17 protein-coding genes are annotated in these 17,113 nt (G+C 64.2%); 4 read left to right on the forward strand and 13 right to left on the reverse strand.

Going from position 1 to position 17,113, the window contains the following annotated elements:
• Window positions 1–215 precede the first annotated feature (215 nt).
• From AC0L3K_RS21885 to AC0L3K_RS21905, 5 genes are all read right to left on the reverse strand, one after another.
• Window positions 216–962 (reverse strand): OmpW/AlkL family protein, encoded by a 747-nt coding sequence (locus tag AC0L3K_RS21885; RefSeq protein ID WP_473366872.1) that lies wholly within the window; start codon window positions 960–962, stop codon window positions 216–218.
• 163 nt (window positions 963–1,125) lie between these two features.
• Window positions 1,126–1,386, reverse strand: coding sequence for a hypothetical protein (locus tag AC0L3K_RS21890; RefSeq protein WP_007597509.1), 261 nt, complete (start codon window positions 1,384–1,386; stop codon window positions 1,126–1,128).
• Window positions 1,387–1,555: 169 nt separating this feature from the next.
• Entirely contained in the window at window positions 1,556–3,490 is a 1,935-nt protein-coding gene (locus AC0L3K_RS21895; protein WP_473366873.1) for a propionyl-CoA synthetase, read from the reverse strand.
• A 145-nt stretch (window positions 3,491–3,635) separates the two neighbouring features.
• Window positions 3,636–5,021 carry a tetratricopeptide repeat protein gene (locus AC0L3K_RS21900; protein WP_473366874.1) on the reverse strand — a complete coding sequence of 462 codons (1,386 nt, stop codon included), beginning with the start codon at window positions 5,019–5,021 and terminating at the stop codon, window positions 3,636–3,638.
• A gap of 131 nt (window positions 5,022–5,152) precedes the next feature.
• Window positions 5,153–5,911 (reverse strand): tetratricopeptide repeat protein, encoded by a 759-nt coding sequence (locus AC0L3K_RS21905; protein WP_473366875.1) that lies wholly within the window; start codon window positions 5,909–5,911, stop codon window positions 5,153–5,155.
• Window positions 5,912–6,006: 95 nt separating this feature from the next.
• Here AC0L3K_RS21905 and AC0L3K_RS21910 point away from each other — a divergent pair, with 95 nt between their 5' ends.
• Together AC0L3K_RS21910 and AC0L3K_RS21915 are read left to right on the forward strand one after the other, a co-directional pair.
• Window positions 6,007–7,584 (forward strand): cation:proton antiporter, encoded by a 1,578-nt coding sequence (locus tag AC0L3K_RS21910; protein ID WP_088941041.1) that lies wholly within the window; start codon window positions 6,007–6,009, stop codon window positions 7,582–7,584.
• A 214-nt stretch (window positions 7,585–7,798) separates the two neighbouring features.
• A complete protein-coding gene (locus AC0L3K_RS21915; RefSeq protein WP_007597515.1) occupies window positions 7,799–8,569 on the forward strand; it encodes a hypothetical protein in 771 nt (256 codons plus the stop codon).
• A 130-nt stretch (window positions 8,570–8,699) separates the two neighbouring features.
• Here the strand turns inward: AC0L3K_RS21915 and AC0L3K_RS21920 are convergent, their stop codons facing one another.
• The 5 genes from AC0L3K_RS21920 to AC0L3K_RS21940 form a co-directional block, all read right to left on the reverse strand.
• The gene (locus AC0L3K_RS21920; RefSeq protein WP_473366876.1) at window positions 8,700–9,506 is read right to left on the reverse strand and encodes an SDR family NAD(P)-dependent oxidoreductase; all 807 of its coding nucleotides are present in this window, start codon (window positions 9,504–9,506) and stop codon (window positions 8,700–8,702) included.
• An 88-nt stretch (window positions 9,507–9,594) separates the two neighbouring features.
• Window positions 9,595–10,008 carry a DUF1850 domain-containing protein gene (locus AC0L3K_RS21925; protein WP_473366877.1) on the reverse strand — a complete coding sequence of 138 codons (414 nt, stop codon included), beginning with the start codon at window positions 10,006–10,008 and terminating at the stop codon, window positions 9,595–9,597.
• The gene (locus AC0L3K_RS21930; RefSeq protein ID WP_473366878.1) at window positions 9,969–12,077 is read right to left on the reverse strand and encodes a TRAP transporter permease; all 2,109 of its coding nucleotides are present in this window, start codon (window positions 12,075–12,077) and stop codon (window positions 9,969–9,971) included. Before AC0L3K_RS21930 ends, AC0L3K_RS21925 begins: the two co-directional genes overlap by 40 nt.
• Before the next feature lie 160 nt (window positions 12,078–12,237).
• Window positions 12,238–13,185 carry a TAXI family TRAP transporter solute-binding subunit gene (locus AC0L3K_RS21935; RefSeq protein WP_007597521.1) on the reverse strand — a complete coding sequence of 316 codons (948 nt, stop codon included), beginning with the start codon at window positions 13,183–13,185 and terminating at the stop codon, window positions 12,238–12,240.
• Window positions 13,186–13,348: 163 nt separating this feature from the next.
• Complete coding sequence (locus tag AC0L3K_RS21940) at window positions 13,349–13,828, reverse strand: hypothetical protein (protein ID WP_354126877.1); 480 nt, start codon at window positions 13,826–13,828, stop codon at window positions 13,349–13,351.
• A 195-nt stretch (window positions 13,829–14,023) separates the two neighbouring features.
• Between AC0L3K_RS21940 and AC0L3K_RS21945 the strand changes: the two genes are divergently transcribed.
• Window positions 14,024–14,326, forward strand: coding sequence for a hypothetical protein (locus AC0L3K_RS21945; RefSeq protein WP_219682443.1), 303 nt, complete (start codon window positions 14,024–14,026; stop codon window positions 14,324–14,326).
• 167 nt (window positions 14,327–14,493) lie between these two features.
• Here AC0L3K_RS21945 and AC0L3K_RS21950 read toward each other — a convergent pair whose 3' ends face one another.
• Both AC0L3K_RS21950 and AC0L3K_RS21955 read right to left on the reverse strand, forming a co-directional pair.
• Entirely contained in the window at window positions 14,494–15,708 is a 1,215-nt protein-coding gene (locus AC0L3K_RS21950) for a hypothetical protein (RefSeq protein WP_473366879.1), read from the reverse strand.
• Between the two features lie 70 nt (window positions 15,709–15,778).
• Complete coding sequence (locus tag AC0L3K_RS21955; RefSeq protein ID WP_473366880.1) at window positions 15,779–16,405, reverse strand: NUDIX hydrolase; 627 nt, start codon at window positions 16,403–16,405, stop codon at window positions 15,779–15,781.
• 70 nt (window positions 16,406–16,475) lie between these two features.
• Here AC0L3K_RS21955 and AC0L3K_RS21960 point away from each other — a divergent pair, with 70 nt between their 5' ends.
• Window positions 16,476–16,901, forward strand: a complete 426-nt coding sequence (locus tag AC0L3K_RS21960) for a PaaI family thioesterase (protein WP_354126879.1) — start codon at window positions 16,476–16,478, stop codon at window positions 16,899–16,901.
• 17 nt (window positions 16,902–16,918) lie between these two features.
• On the opposite strand, the gene AC0L3K_RS21965 is transcribed toward AC0L3K_RS21960, so the two are convergent.
• Window positions 16,919–17,113: hypothetical protein (locus AC0L3K_RS21965; RefSeq protein WP_473366881.1), on the reverse strand; the 195-nt coding region annotated here is incomplete at its 5' end.

Here is a 17,113-nt window from a genome sequence, read left to right on the forward strand (position 1 = left end):
CGTTTTTATTTTGCATCTGCAAAACGACTGACAACGTATACCCTCCGGCGTCGTCCTGGCGAAAGCCAGGACCCATTACCCCAAGGAGGAATTTGGTGAAGACTCGTCGCTCGGTTCTCCTACCGCGCTCAGTCGATAGATTCCGCGGTATGGGTCCTGGCATTCGCCAGGGCGACGTTAGGGCGACAGTGTGCCTCCCTAAGGCAACAACAACTTCAGAACTTATACGTCACACCACCGCCGACCAGCCACGGGTCGATATGCGCAGTGCCGGTAACCGGCAGCCCACTGACCGTCGCCGAATAGTCCGGCCGCAACCAGAGCTTCTTGACGTCGACGTTGAGGCCCCAGTGCCGATCGAGCATGTAGTCGAAGCCGAACTGCACCGCGCCACCGAAGGCGTTGCTGACATGCAGGCTCGTGGTGGTGGCGACAATCGCGGGCGGACCTGCGATGACGGCCGGCGTATTGGCGGCGGAGTTGCTGAAGAACATTGTGTAGTTCACGCCGGCACCGATATACGGCTTGAATGCGCCGAAATTGTCGAAGTGATATTGCAGGGTCAGCGTCGGCGGCAGCAGCGTAGTCTTGCCGATCGGCAGATTTGCGAGCGAGCCGGTGCCGCTGATCGAATGCCGGGTTACGCCCAGGATCAGCTCGGCCGCGATGTTCCTGGTGAAGAAATAGCTGATGTCGAGCTCAGGCACGACCTGGTCGCTGATCGAGAGGCCCGAATTCGGCGACGACAGTGACGGAACGCCGGCGACATTGACGGTCGAGCCGCCCGCATCCGGCAACACGCCAAGTACCCGCAAACGCACCATCCAGGGATTGAAGGCTTCTACCGGCGGCGGCGCCTTTTTGTAGATCGGCAAATCGGCGGCCTGTGCCGAGGCAAAAGCCCCCGCCAGCGCCGCGCCTAGCGCCGCGAGCCGCGCCACGTTTCTTATTATTCCGTCCATTGCATTCCCCTTCAGCCATTTGCGCGCTTCGTTGCGCGACATCAGCGTCAGAGCAGAAAGGCAGTGGTGAAGGATTTGATGCCGATCAAATCAGGACAAGTGCGATTGCGATTTGGCTGCGGCGTTGCAGATCTGTCGCGGCAGGATAATGCCACGGCTTACATCATGGCCGGTCCGGATGGTTCAGCATGTATTCGCCGAGGTCGCGCTGGCGGCGGTCGGCGCGGGTGGTCGCGGCGCTGCGCTGGACGTCGCGGTCCTTGCGGCAGGCCACGTATTCAGGCGAGCCGGCCGCATAGCCGCGGCTCTGGCAGACCGCGTCGTCATCATCGCCGCCCATCGCCACCGGCGTCTGGTAGCGCGCGGAGCAGGCGGAGAGAATGAGGCCCGCAAATGCAATCGCTAGAAACGGCTTCGAATTCATGGCAGGCCCTTCATCCTCATGGTGAGGAGCCCGCGCAGCGGGCGTCTCGAACCATGCAGGCCAAGCTGGAGCAGCGGGGCCTTTCATCCTTCGAGACGCGCGCCAGGCGCGCTCCTCAGGATGAGGATTCAGCGGAAAAATGCGGCCTATTCAAGCCCCATTGCAAACCTCACACCCGCCCCTTCAGCGCATCGCCGATCTCGTCGAGCACCTTGGGGTCCTCAATCGTCGCCGGCATGGTCCAGGCTTCACCATCTGCGATCTTCTTGATGGTGCCGCGCAAGATCTTTCCGGAGCGCGTCTTGGGCAGGCGCCCGACGGTGATGGCGAGCTTGAACGCGGCAACGGGACCGAGCTTGTCGCGCACCAGCGCGATGATCTCCTTCTCGATCTCGGCGGGGGCCCGCTTCACACCCGCCTTGAGCACCAGGAAGCCGCAGGGTACCTCACCTTTGATCGCGTCCTTGACGCCGAGCACGGCGCATTCGGCGACATCGGGATGCGAAGCCAGGATCTCCTCCATGCCGCCGGTGGAGAGCCGATGGCCGGCGACGTTGATGATGTCGTCGGTGCGGCCCATGACGAAGACATAGCCGTCCTCGTCCTTGTAGCCGGCATCCGATGTTTTGTAGTAGCCGGGGAATTCGGTGAGGTAGGCTTCCTTAAACCGTTCGTCCTGATTCCACAGTGTCGGCAGGCAGCCCGGCGGCATCGGAAGCTTGATGACGATCGAGCCCATGGTGTTCGGACCGACCGGCTTTGCCGCTTCGTCGACCACGTCGACCTGGTAGCCCGGCATCGGCACCGTCGGCGATCCGTGCTTCACCGGCAGCTGGCCTAAGCCAACCGGATTGCCGGCGATGCACCAGCCGGTCTCGGTCTGCCACCAATGGTCGATGACAGGCACTTTCAACTGCTGCTCCGCCCATTCCACCGTCGGCGGATCGGCGCGCTCGCCGGCCAGGAACAGCGTGCGGAACGTCGAGAGGTCGTACTGCCGGATGAATTTTCCTTCCGGATCTTCTTTCCGGAGCGCGCGGAACGCGGTCGGCGCAGTGAAGAAGGCGACAGCTTTGTGCTCGCTGATCACGCGCCAGAACGCGCCTGCATCGGGCGTGCCGACCGGCTTCCCCTCATACATGATCGAGGTCGCGCCGTGCAGCAGCGGGCCGTAGACGATGTAACTGTGGCCGACCACCCAGCCGATGTCGGAGCCGCACCACCAGACCTCGCCCGGCTTGACGCCATAGAGGTTGAACATGGACCATTTCACTGCGACGAGATGGCCGCCATTGTCCCGCACGACGCCCTTGGGAATGCCGGTCGTGCCTGACGTATAGAGGATGTAGAGCGGATCGGTGGCGGCGACGGGCACGCAAGGCGCCTGCTTGCCGTCGTTCATCGCCTTGCGGCGCAGGCCCGCCCAATCATAGTCACGGCCGGGCGTGAGGGCGCAGACGAGCTGCGGACGTTGCAGCACGATGCAGGCCTTCGGCTTTGCGCCCGCAAGCCTGATCGCCTCGTCGAGCAGCGGCTTGTACTGCACGATGCGGCCGGGCTCGACGCCGCAGCTCGCCGACAGGATCAACTTTGGCTGCGCATCGTCGATGCGGGTGGCGAGCTCTTTCGCGGCAAAGCCGCCGAACACCACGGAGTGCACCGCGCCAATGCGCGCGCAGGCGAGCATCGCAACGACGGCCTCCGGGACCATCGGCATGTAGAGGACGACGCGATCGCCCTTGGCGACACCAAAGTCCTGCATGATGGCGGCGAGCGCCTGCACTTCGGCCAGCAGTTCGGTGTAGGTGAATTTGGTGACGCTATTTGCCAGCGGCGAATCATGGATCAGCGCGATCTGGTCGGCGCGGCCGCGTTCGACGTGGCGGTCGAGCGCGTTGTAGCAGGTGTTCACAATGCCACCGCTGAACCAGCGGCCGTAGACGCCCTGCGAGGGATCGAAGATCTTTTTTGGTGGCTCGATCCAGTCGATCTCCTTGGCCGCCTCGGCCCAAAAGCCCTCAGGGTCGGCCAGCGAGCGCGCATAAACCTCGTGATAGAGGCTCTTTCCGTCGATGTTTCCTTGGACGTTTCCTCGGACGTTCATTCCCGCGCTCCCGTTCCCTTTTATTCGCCTGGCCTTGACCTTGTGGCAGGACAAACGCCCCGCCATGACAGGGATCAAGTACCGGCCATGTTTGAGGGCTATTTTCCCGGGAATGGGCCGCGGTTCAAGCTGAAAAGAACAGTGCTCAGCTATCCATCGCGTTCAGCCGCTGCAGGCGGTCCTGCATGACCTTGCTCAGATCATAGCCGGCGCGGCCGAAGCTCGTATTGCGGGTGGCGAGGAAGTCGCGCTGGGTGCGACGGAGGTCGCCGGCCGAGCGGGACCCGGCCGATTTCAGCACGCGCTCATAAGTCTCGGCGATCTGGCGATCGAGCACACCCAGCTGCGGATCGGCACAGATCACCTTCTCGACCTCGCGCTTCGCAGTGGCACAATCGAACGACGGGCCCTTGCCGGAATTCGCCGCGAGCGGCCGCAGCGGCTCGCCGCCGAATTTCACGATCTCCGCGATCATGGCGCGGCGGCCGGCGGCAGCGTTGTCGTTGCCGGGATCGAGCCGCAGCGCGGTTTCGTAGTCGGCCAGCGCCTTCTTGCGCTCGCCCATCTTCTTGTAGAGCACGGCGCGGTTATTGTAGGTCTGCGCGAAATTCGGCTCGAGTTTCAGCGCGGCCTCGTAATCGCTCAGCGCCGCGCCAAGCTCGCCCTTGAGGTGGTAGGAGTCGCCGCGGTTAGCGAAGAAGTTCGGGCGCGGTGCCAGCCGCAGCGCCTGATCGTAATCGGCAATCGCCTTGTCGTACTCGCCCATCGCGGCCAGGGACAGCCCGCGATTGTCGTAATATTCGGGCACCTTCGGATCGAGCCTGATCGCCTCGCCATCGTCGGCAACCGACCTCTCGAGCTGGCCGAGCTTCTTGTAGGCGGCGCCACGATTGGTGTAGCTGCGCGGCCGGTTCGGATCGAGCCGCAACGCCTCGCTGAGATCGCGGATCGCGTTCTCGTTGTCGCCGCCGAGATAATAGGTCACGCCGCGGTCTGACCAGGCCTGTGCATTGTCAGGCTTCAGCTTGATCGCCTGGTCGTAATCGGCAAGCGCGCGGTCGAGCCGGCGCTGGTTGGTGTAGACCACGCCGCGCAGCTCGTAAGATTCCGAATCCTGCGGATTGAGTTCGATGGCCTTGCTGAGGTCCGCCGCGGCGCGGTTGAGATCGCCGCCGGCCTCGCGGAGGAGATCGCCGCGCAGGCGCCAGGCTTTTGCGTTCTTGCCATCGAGCGCAATGGCGCGGTCGATGTCCCGCAGCGCCTGCGTGAGGCCGCCCGAGGTCCGCGCATTGGCGTCGGCGCGCACCAGCAACGCCGCGGCGCGATCGGAGGATGGAATTGAGGCCTGGTCAATGGTGGCGCTGCAGGCCGGGATCAGCTCAGCCGGAGCGGCTTTGCTCTCCATCACGCAATCGACGCCGGCCAAGGCAGGAGCGACGAGGACGACGCTCATTGCCGCGCTGAGCAGGAGCGAGCGAAACGAGATTTTTGCAAACGAGAGCATTTGCGCGGAAGGATGCGTGCCGCACATGGCATAGGGCTCCGGGACATCAGGCTTTCACCATTGTCGCGGCGGCCAAAGAATCGGTTCAAATCGAGGCGTGCCAGCGGCGCACCGATCCTTCCCTTCTTCGTCCCGCTCTTACGGGCGAGATGAGGAGCTCAATACCCGTCCACCCCGTTGAGCCGCTGCAGCCGCTCCTGCATCGCCTTCTTCAAATCGTACCCCGGCCGGCCGAACCCGGCGTTGCGGCGGGCGATGAAATCGTCCTGCTCGCGCTGAAGCGCCTTCGCTTCGCCTGCATTGCGGGCTTCGCGCAACACGCGCGCGTTGGCGGCAAAGACCTCACGGTCGAGATCAGCGAGCTCGCGGTTGGCGCAGATCGCCCTCTCGACGGGGCGGCGCGCACCCTTGCAAATGAAGCTGGGCTTGCCCGCGACCGCCATCTGCGCGCCGATCCGCTCGATCTCGCGCGCCATCGCCTTGTGATTGGCCTTGGCCTGCTCGTGATTCGGATCGATTTTCAATGCCGCGCCGAAATCCTGCACCGCCTTGGGCTTGTCGCCCTTCCTCAGCCAGAGCTCGCCCCGCGCGTTGAAGATATCGGCGAGACCGGAATCGAGCTCCAGGGCGCGGCTGTCGTCGGCGATCGCGCGGTCGACCTGGTCGTGCCGCGCATAAAGCCCGCCGCGCGCGATCAGCGCCTTGATCAGATCGCCTTTCGCCGTCTTCTCGTTGTCGATCACGGCGGCGCAGGCCGTGGCGGCCTTGTCAAAGTCGTCGACCGCGGCAGCCGCGAGGCACGGCGCGATGTCGACCTGCGGGACCGCGGCCGGTTCGCCGCCGGTCGCGGCATGAGCCACGACGAACGAGAGCGCGAAGAGCACCCCGGCACCGGACCATTGAATGAGAAAACGCATGCTCGTCACAGTCGGAAAATCTTGGGTTAAGGTCCGGGTTGAGGTCTTGCCTCGGGGCCGCACTATCCATCATACGGCCGGATTGGTGCTAGCTTGTGGCGCCGCTCAAATCGGTTTCGGGGATCAACGTGTCGACATTCGAATGGATCATCGTGCTTCTGCTCGGCGCCGTTGGATTATCGGCGCTGGCGCGGCGGATCAAGGTCCCCTATCCGACCTTTCTCGCGATCGGGGGCGCACTGATCGCGTTTGTGCCGTCGAGCCCGTCCTGGACGCTGGAGCCCGACCTGGCGTTGGCTCTTTTTGTCGCACCGGTCCTGCTCGATGCCGCCTTCGACACCTCGCTGCGCGATCTCCGCAACAATTGGGTTCCGGTCTCCACTCTGGTCGTCGCCGCGGTCGGCCTGACAACGGCCGCTGTGGCTTACGTCGCGCACCGCCTGATGCCTGACATGCCCTGGGCCGCCGCGGTTGCGCTCGGCGCCATCGTGGCCCCGCCGGACGCGGCCGCTGCGGTCGCGATCCTGAGCCAGGTGAAGCTGCCTCACCGCATGGTGAAGGTCCTGGAGGGCGAGAGCCTGCTCAACGACGCGACCGCGCTCCTGATCTATCGCATCGCGGTCGGAGCGATCGCAACCGAGCATCTGGCATGGAGCCAGGTCGCGCCGACCATGGCGCTGGCCCTGGTCGGCAGCGTCGTCGCGGGCCTGGTCGCAGGCCGCATCATCCCGCTGTTCATGGAACGCGTGAAGGAGGCCCCCAGCTCGATCATCATCCAATTCGCCACGACCTTCATGGTCTGGATTGCCGCCGAGCATCTCGGTCTCTCTGGCATCCTCACCATAGTAGTCTACGGCATCACCATCGCCCGCACGGCTGGGACACGCATGCCGGCGCGGCTGCGAGTACCTTCCTATGCGGTGTGGGAAACCATGGTGTTCGTGCTCAACGTGCTCGCCTTCATGCTGATCGGCATGCAGATGCGGCCGATCTGGACGCGCCTCGATGCGGACGTGCGCTGGGAATATTGCGTGGCGGCCGCCTGGATCCTGCTCACCGTGGTCCTGGTGCGGCTGGCCTGGATTACGTTCTACCGCACGACGCTGCGCACGCTGGTGGCGCACGGCATCTATCACCCCAAGGATCCGAAGCAGGTCGCCTCGGCCAAGGGCGGCCTCATCATCTCCTGGTGCGGCATGCGCGGCTTGGTTACGCTCGCCACCGCCTTTGCCCTGCCGGAGAGCTTTCCGCATCGTGACTTCATCGTCTTCTCGGCGTTTGCCGTCGTGCTCGGCACGCTGGTCGTGCAGGGCCTGACGTTGCGGCCGCTGATCCTGGCGTTCGGCCTCAAGGACGACGATCCCGTCGGCATCGAGGTCGCGCGTGCCCGCGCCGTCGCCTATCGCGCGGCGCTCGACGCGATCGAGGACGATCCGTCGGAGGAAGCGGAAATCCTGCGGCTCGAATATCGCGCCATCCTGATGCAGGCCGACGACGATCCCCATGGCGGCATCACCAACGGCGAATTGCCGGCCGATCCGCTGCGCCGCCGTGGCATCGCGGCCGCGCGAAAGTCGATCTTCGAACTCCGCGCCACCGAGGTGATCGGCGACGACGCGTTTCACAGAATCGAGGAGGAGCTCGATCGCGCGGAATTGAGCGCGGGGGGTTAGATCCGCAAACACCGCTGTCGTCCCGGACAAGCGAAGCGCAGATCCGGGACCCATACGCCGCAGCAAGTGTTTTGCGAAGATTCGGAGTTACCAGCTTCGCGCCAAACCGCGCCCTGTGATTATGGGTCCCGGGCTCGCGCTGTGCGCGCCTCGGGACGACGGTGCAGGGACGGTTTGCTTTGAACCAAACGCCGCCTCTCCAGACTCATCCCTCATGACGACCCTGATCGACGACCGTCGTGTGCGCGCGCGAGATGCGTCGCCCGCACGATATTTCTATCTCCACATGGCGCTGGCCTGCGCGGCCACCGCCTTTCTCGGCTTCGCACCGACCTATTTTGTGCCGCTCGCGCAACGGACCTTGTCCGCAAGCCCCGTCATTCATTTCCATGGTCTCTTGTTCTTCACCTGGTCTCTCTATTTCGTGATCCAGACCTGGCTCGCCGCCTCAGGCCGCGTGGTCAATCACCGTGCGCTCGGCATCGCCGGCGTTTCGCTCGCGACCGCGATGACGATCTTCGGCTTCCTCGCCTCCGTCCATGTGATGCAGCATTCCGCGGCGCTCGGACAGAAAGAGGCCGGCATCGCCTTCTCGATCGTACCGATGAGCGGGATTGCGTTCTTTGCAATGGTGTTCGTGCTCGCGATCATGAACACGCGAAAGCCGGAGATTCACAAACGCCTGATGCTGCTCGCCGCGGTCTCCATCCTCGATGCCGCGATCGCGCGCTGGTTTCTCACTTTCCTCGCGCCTCCGGGACCGCCCGGGCCGCCGCCGGTGCCCGTCACCATCGCACCCGCGATGGTCGCTTCGCTGCTGCTCGTCGTCGCCATGGTACGCGACTGGCGCACCGAAGGCCGCGTGCACCCGGTCTACATCACCGGCACGCTCGCGATGCTGGCGGTGAAGGTGCTGAACTGGCCGATCAGCGAAACGGCGGCATGGCATTCATTCGCCGGCGGGATTCTGGCGCTGGCGCAATAGTGTCGTCCTGGCGAAAGCCAAGACCCATTACCCCGAATGCTGATTGTTGAAGAAGCTGGAGCCGGCAGTCTTCGCCAACCGAGCCTTGTGGTAATGGGCCCTGGCTTACGCCAGGGCGACGAGCAAGGAGCTACGCCCCCGCCTTGCACGTGATCCCGCCGTCCACCACGAGCTCGATCCCCGTCACATATTTCGCTTCGTCCGAGGCCAGGAACAGTGCGGCGTTAGCGACGTCGAAGGCGTCGCCCATGTGGCCCATCGGCACTTGCGCATCGCGCGCCCGCCACATCGCCTCGACGTCGCCCTTGGCATAGCTGTTCGCAAGACCTGCGGAATGTTCCACCATCGGCGTCTTCATCAGGCCGGGCAGGATCGCGTTGACGCGGACATGGTGGCGCGCAAACTCGATCGCGGTGGTGCGCGTCATCTGGTTCATCGCCGCTTTTGAAGTGCCGTAAGTGACGTAGGAGATACCCATGTGGCGGATCGAGGCGATCGAGGAGATGTTGATGATGGAGCCGCCGCCCTGTTTCACCATGACCGGGATGACGTGCTTCATGGCGAAATAGGCACTCTTGAGGTTGACGCTGAAGACCCGGTCCCAGCTCTCCTCGGTCACTTCGACCACGCTGCCCATCTCGGCGATGCCGACATTGTTGTCGAGCACGTCGATGCGGCCGTAGGCCTTCAGGCACGCGGCGACCATCGCCTCGACCTCGTGCGCACGCGAGACCTCGGCCGTGAACGCGATCGCCTGGCCGCCTTCGTCCGTGATGATCTTCACGGTCTCCTCGGCGGCCGCGCCGTTGCGATCGACGCAAAACACCTGCGCGCCCTCGCGCGCAAAGGTGACCGCGGTGCCCTTGCCGTTGCCCCAACCGGGTCCGATCGAGCCGGCGCCCACCACCATCGCAACCTTGCCCTTGAGCCGATCCATCGCGTTTCTCCTTTATTTTTCTTGTAGCCCGGATGAGCGTAGCGATATCCGGGGCCGCCGCTCCCGGATGTCGCTTCGCTCATCCGGGCTACGGATCGTCGCAAATCTTCATCGTGGTGACGTTAGCACCAATGGGATGACCGACAATCTCGGACAACGTCCGGCACTTGCCGTCATGGCATAGCCGCCATTCGCCAGCCGCGCCCGAATTGCCGAGCACCACCTCCGGCATCGGCGCACGCGCAGGCCTCCACTGAAACCAGCCGTCGACGAGGCGCGCCTCGGGCGGCGGCTCCATGCCGGGGCCGGTGCCCTTCACGCGTGCCTGCGTCAGTTCGAGCCCGGCGGGGGTGACGCGCCAGTCTTCCTGCCAGTCGACCTTCGCGATGGAATGCGTCCACACCAGCGTGAACGCGGACAGCGCTAGCGCCTTCACGCCTGAGGCTGTGACGAAGCAGAGGCTCACACCGCCTCGACCGGCGCCGGCGGACGCCGCCGCCACTGCCACAGCACGATTGCCGCGGCGAGCAGGAAGCCGGCGGTGTCGCTGAACGGGAAATCGCCGAGCAGGCAGATCGCGGCACCGAGCGCGACCAAACGTTCAAGGAACGTCAGGCGCGTGAACAGGAAGCCGATGGCGACCATGCCGAACAGGGCGATCGCCACCAGGGCCTTCAAGGTCGCCAACGCCACCGCGCCGTAGAAGCCGAGCTTGGCTGCCATGGGATCGCCGGCCTGCAGCATCAGCGCCGGCGAATAGACGAAGATGAAGGGGATGACGTAGCCGGCCAGCGCGATACGCATCGCCTCCCAGCCGATCTTGTCAGGATTCTCCTTCGCGATCGGTGCCGCGGCTAACGCAGCCAGCGCCACCGGCGGCGAGAGGTCGGCCATGATGCCGTAATAGAACGCGAACATGTGGCTCGCGATCAGCGGTACGCCGAGTTTCGCCAGCGCGGGCGCCGCGAGCGCCGCCGTGATGATGTAGGTCGGGATGGTCGGGATCCCGGTGCCGAGCAGGATCGACAGCAGCATGGTCATGATCAGCGCCAGGAACAGGCTCTTCTCGCCGAGGCCGATCACCCAACCGCCGAAAATGGTGCCGACGCCGGTCTGCGACATCATGCCGATGATGACGCCGACAATGGCGCAAGCCATGCCGACGGTGATGGCGGATTTCGCGCTTTCAGCCAGCGCATCGCGGCAGGCGCGCAGGGCGGAAAATCCGCCGCGCACGAACGCAGTGATCACGATCAACGCGACGACGACGCCTGCGACCGGCACGATCTGAAGGCCGTCGCGCGAGAGCGCCGCGACCACGAGCGCAAGCCCGATCCAGAAGATATAGCGGATAGCCATCGAAGGTGCGCCCGTCGTGATGGCGGTGCCGAGGATCAGCCCCACTGTGAGCGCGAGGCCCATGCTGCCGGCATAGAGTGGCGTAAAGCCTTCGAACAGCATGTAGACGAGCGCTGCGAGCGGCAGCACGAGGTACCAGCGCGTCACCAGCGCCTTCCAGGCGCTCGGGGTCTCCGACTTCTTCATCCCGGTGAGCCCGTGCTTGCCGGCCTCCAGATGCACCATCCAGAAGGCGGAGGCGAAATAGAGCATCGCGGGAATCGCAGCCGCTTTCACGACCTCCGAATATTGGACGCCGAGCGTCTCCGCCATGATGAAGGCAACCGCTCCCATCACCGGCGGCATGATCTGCCCGCCCATCGAGGCCGTCGCCTCGACACCGGCCGCGAACGCGCGGCGATAGCCGAACCTGATCATCTGCGGAATCGTGAACTGGCCAACAGTGACGACGTTGGCGACGCCCGAGCCCGAGATCGTGCCCATCATGCCCGAGGCGAACACCGCGACCTTGGCCGGGCCGCCGCGGGTCCTGCCGAACAACCCAAGAGAAACGTCGGTGAAGAGCTGGATCATGCCGGCGCGCTCCAGGAACGAGCCGAACAGGATGAACAGGAAAATGTAGGTCGCCGAGACGTAGATCGGCACGCCGTAAAAGCCCTCGGTGCCGAAGGAGAGATGAGTGACGATCTGGTCGAAATCATAGCCGCGATGGTTCAGCGGTGACGGCAGATACTGGCCGAAGAACCAGTAGACGAGACAGGCGCCGCACATCAGCGGGAGCGCCGCGCCCATCAGCCGCCGCGTGCCCTCGAAGATCAGGACGGCGAGCAGCGTGCCGACCACAAGATCGAGGCGCGTCGGATCGCCGTCACGTGCGATCAGATCCGCATAGAAGATCCATTGATAGAGCCCGCACAGAAAGCCCGCGCTGCCGATCAGCCAGCCGATCGCGCGGCCGAAATCGCTTTTGGCGGTGAAATTGCCGATCAGACCGAAGGTGAGGAGGACGAGGAATCCGACATGGACGCCGCGCACCACCTGGCTCGGCAGATAGTTGAAGGCCGCGACATAAAGCTGGAAGGTCGCGAAGGCGATGCCGATCCAGTACGCGAGCGTGCCCCACCAGCCCGGGCCAAAGCCTTCCGGAAAACCGTGTTCGAAATTGTCGAACTCGACCTTGATGGGCGCTTCGCTGCCCTCTGCCTGCAACATCGATATGTCCCCAACCGTCCAGCGCTTATAGCATTGGCGCCGCGTATTCAGACCGTCATGCCCGGGCTTGTCCCGGGCATCCACGATCTTTCTCGCCTGGCCTTAGAACGTGGATGGCCGGGACAAGCCCGGCCATGACGTCCGATAGTGACGGCCGACCTTACTTGATCAGCCCCTTTTCCTTGTAATAGCGGATCGCGCCGGGGTGCAGCGGAACCGGGCTGCCGCTGGCGGCCGTCTCGAGCTTGATCTCCTTGCCGGCCGCATGCGCGTTGGCGAGTTCGGGCAGCGACTCGTAGACCAGTTTTGTCATCTGGTAGGCAAGATCGTCCGACACGGCCGAGCTGGTGACGAGATAGTTGACCACGGCCGCGGTCGGCACGTCCTTGTCCTGCCCGGTGTAGGTGTTGGCGGGAATGGTCGCCGCGATGAAGGGCAGGCCGATCTTGTCGACGGTCTCCTTCGGTACCGACACCACCGTGATCGGGCTCGAGGTCGACAGATCCTTCAACGAGGCCACGCCGAGCCCGGCCGATTGCAGGGTCGCGCCGAGCTGTCGGTTCTTCATGAGATCGACGGATTCGGCGAACGGCAGATACTCGACCTTGCCGAGATCCTTGTAGCTCATACCCGCCGCCGCCAGAATCGCGCGCGAATTCAGCTCCGTGCCCGATTTCGGCGCGCCGACCGACAGGCTCTTGCCTTTGAGGTCCGCCAGCGTCTTGATGCCGCTCTCGGCGGTCGCGACGATCTGGATGTAGTTCGGATAGATCGCGCCGATGGTCCTGAGCTTGTCGAGCTTGGACTTGAAGCCCGCCTCCTCCTCGCCGTCCCAGGCCGCTTTCAGCGAGTCGCCCAGCGTGAACGCCAGCTCGCCGCGGCCCTGCTGGAGCAGGATCAGATTCTCGACTGACGCCTTGGTGGCCTGCACCTGCGTCTTCACGTTCGGAATCTTGTCACCGTAGATCTTTCCGATCGCGACCCCGAGCGGATAGTAGACGCCGGAGGTGCCGCCGGTCAGCACGTTGATGAAGGATTGCGCCTGCGCGCAAGGCGCCGACGCCGCCAGAGCAACAGCCGCGGCCACGCCGAAAATCGTTCGTTTCATGATCTTTCTACTCCCCAAACCGGCCGGGAAGTTGGCCGGATGAGGGGGGTGGGTCAACCCATCCAAAAGTCAAAACAGGACTGCGGTAAATGGCTGTCCTGGCTCGATTTTTGGGAAACTCGGCGGGTGCGGCGAGGTGGCGCAGCCAGGCGTGGACAGCCCCTCACTGGAAAGTCATGTCCAGGCATTTGGAGATGTCGGAGCCGAGGCCGGAGGAGATGATGATGCAGCCGCGCACCTTCTGCGCGCCGACGTCGGCGGCCCAGACCGAGTAACCGCCGGGGCCGAAGAACGAATTGGTGTTCGGCGGCTCGGTCTCGGTGGCGTCGAAATCGTAATGGCCGTCGGTCTCGAAGATGCGCGGCTTCTTGGTGCAGGCGCCGTCGGTCTGGACGTTGATGACTTCCTTGTTGTCGCGGGTCAGCGCCAGCGAGACCTGGCAACGGAAATATTCCGAGGTCTTGGTGTTGAAGAGATATGTGTAGGACTTGCAGGTCGCGGTGTTCAGCTTGCCTGGGGCCAGGCCGCGGCTGCACGAAATCCTCTGGTTGTGGCTGAGCTGGTAATCATCGGCCCGGGCGGCCGGCGCGAGCACCGTCAGCAACAGGCCGGCGGCCCAGCAAGCTTTAATGACGAGGTTCATTCGAATCATCCCCTACCCAATGTTTTTGTCGAATTGCGTTCTAGACGGAAAGCGGAACATAGTCGCGCGGGGACGAAGGGAAAATCACAAACTGCTCGGCAAGACGTGATGCGCTGCGGCGCTTTCGCAAATTGACCTGGAAGCGCCGTTCGTGATTTGTTCAAGCCGGGGCGCCTCGATGGGGAGGATAGGGTGATGGCATTTTCGACAAGGATTTTTCTGGTGACGGCCGTGCTCGGCGCGTTCGCTGCGCCCGCATTGGCGCAGACCGCTGCAACACCTTGGGAGCTCAAGCCTGACACCGGCTACGCCTATGACAAGGACGGCAAGACCTTTTCCTACAAGATGGGCACCAGCAATGCCGGCGAACTTCTGAAGGGCGCCAAGAAGGTGCCAAAGGGCACGCTGTTCTTCATCGGCCACAACGGCCAGCTCTACATGCGCAGCGGCCCGTATCTGGAAGGCGACGGCAAGTTCAAGTTCGGGTCGGATCAGTAGGGCGGGGATGGCGGGCGACGGCGCCACCACACACTCGGTGTCATCACCCGCGAAAGCGGGTGATCCAGTATTCCAGAGGCCGTCGTGATTGAATCGAGAGGCCGCGGCGTACTGGATGCCCCGGTCAAGCCGGGGCATGACAGCGGAAGGTGTGGCAGGGCGAACGGCTAGAACGCCCCCGCCAGCTCGCGCGCGCCGGCGTTGTTGCTGTTGCTGTCCATCCTCGTATCCGTCACCGCCAGCAGCTTCGCCACCGTGTTGTGGCGGATCGCGACCGGGTTGCGCTCGTAGCCGCCGCGCTGGAAGAAGTTCGAGGTCGGCACCTGCTCGCGCATCGCCGGCGGCATCGTCACCATGTCGAGGCCGGTGCCGTCGCCGGTGAGGTTCATCATCTCGAGCTCGGCCGCGCTGAGCGGGCGGCTATAGCCCTTGGCGCGCGCAAACAGCACCGAGGTGAGCAGTTTGTGGGTCTGCAGCATCGGTCCGATGTCGATGTCGAGCACCATGGCATGCATGGCCCAGCCCTGCGCGGTGTTGCCGATCTTCTCGTGCTCCGACCAGGTGTCGGGCACCGATTTGGCATGTGCCACCATTTTCTTCAGAACGGCGAGCTTGTGCTCGAGCGACTGTCGCGCCGGGCCCGAGGTCCGCGCGACCCTGTCGGAGAGCGCGCGGATGAATTCATGGCCTTGCTCGGCCAGCAGCTCGACGCTGTTGGTCGTCAGCAGCTGGTTGTAGCCCATCGCGGTCGAAATGGCGCGCTTGCCGCCATGCTCGATTCCCGCCTGCACGTCGTAACTGCCGGTGCCGCCGGTCTCGAACGCATAGACCCGCACCGCCTGCTCGCGCGTCAGCCCCGAGGCCACCGCGTAGCGCGCATAGACGCGCTTGAATTCGACTTCGCTGGAGGGTCGCTGCGGCGTGAACTGGTAGAGTTCCTGCGCCGCACGCAGCAGATCGGCGGCCACGGGGATCGGCCTTTTCGTCGGGCGGTCCGGGGTTTCCTCCGGCTCCGGATTCACCGGCCGTTTCGGCCCGTTATAGAGCGGCGGATGCTCCAGCACGTAATCGTCGAGCGTGATCTGCTGCCCGCTGCGCCGCTTGGCGTTGCGACCTTTCCGCTTCTCGGAGATCTGACTCCAATATGCGCCGGCTTCCTCGTCGAACGCAGCACGCGCCGCCTGATACTCCTGCAGCTTGCGGCGATATTCGAGCACGGCCGGCGACGCGCCGCCTTGCGCGAAAAATTGCGACAACAGCTGGGCTTTGGCATTGCGGACGGCTGGCGGCAGCGCGTCGGATTCGCCCCCGCGCGCGGCAGGCGCGAGCAGGACGAGCGCGAGTGGAACCAGTCTCACGGCATTTCGAATCGATCGATGCATGCTGCCCTCTTAGCAGGCATCCGGTAACTGTCACGTTAACGCGCCGTTTACCTCGTTTTCGGCCCTCGCGTCATTTCCAGGCGAATACCGGCTGTTCCAGCTCGGTGACGCGGGTGTGCCGTCCTGCCAGCACTTCGCGGAACTGGTAGATCAACGCCGCCGTCGGTGCGTGGATCAAGCTCGACTGATGATGGAAGCGGATCACACGGCGCGTGCTCTCGGGGATCCCGACGAAATCAAACGCATCTTCGCGCTCGATCGTCGCAAGCGCGATGCGATGGACGGAGGCGACCTCGTCGGGGTTTGGTTTGATCGCGGCACTGTCGGCGGCCCAGACCACGACCGGCGTGATCAGATAGCCGGAGCGGGTCGGATAATCATCGAGCGTCCCGAGCACCTCCGCGCCGGTGAGCTGGAGGCCGAGCTCCTCGTCGAGCTCGCGTAGCGCCGCCTCGACCGGCGTCTCGCCGGCATCGCAGCGTCCACCGGGCAAGGCCCATTGACCGCGATGGGCGCGCAAATGAGATGCGCGCAGCGTGAGCAGCAACGCTGTGTCATCGCTCTCGCTGGCCGCAGTCAGCGCAACTGCCACCGCGGCGCGCTTCAACGCCGCCGGCGCCTCGTCCTCCGGCAGCCGCGTGAAGGCCGCGCAGGCGGCCGCGATATTCCGCCGTGTGGCATCGTCGAGCGATCTCATGATGCTTGACTACACCACGTCCGGCCCCGATGAAATGAGATCGCACGACCCGCTCAGGAATGGACGAGACATGACCAACAGAGCCGCCGCACGGCTGAAATCAGACGGCTGGACCATCCTGGAGACCACGGGCTTCATGCATCTGATCGGCCCGTTATGGGAGCGCAAGATCGACGGCCAACACGAATTCGCACTTGCGACCGAGGACAAGCACCACAACCGCCGCGGCATGGTCCAGGGCGGCGTGATGATGACGTTCGCGGACCGTACCTGCGGCATGACCGCCCGCTACGTCTCCGGCAAGGAGTTCATGGCGACGGTGCAGCTCGACACCCATTTCGTCGAAGCCGGCCAGATCGGCGACATCCTGATCTCCCGCCCGCGCGTGGTGCGCTCGACGCGCAGCCTGATCTTCATGAGCACCGAGGTCAGCGTGGACGGCCGCTGCGTGGTGATGGCCAATGGTGTGTTCAAGATTTTGAAGGGGCCGGGGTAGCTCCACACCCAACACTGTCATTCCCCGCGAAGGCGGGGAATCCAGTACGCCGAGGCTTCTCCGGTCATCACTATCCTCTCGGCGTACTGGATCGCCCGGTCAAGCCGGGCGATGACAGCTGAGAGCGTAGCAAGCTGCTCCCCCAACCGCGTCATTGCGAGCGCAGCGAAGCAATCCAGGCTCTTTCTGCGGATGCATCTCTGGATTGCTTC

Source organism: Bradyrhizobium sp. MI1.10 (assembly GCF_055811035.1).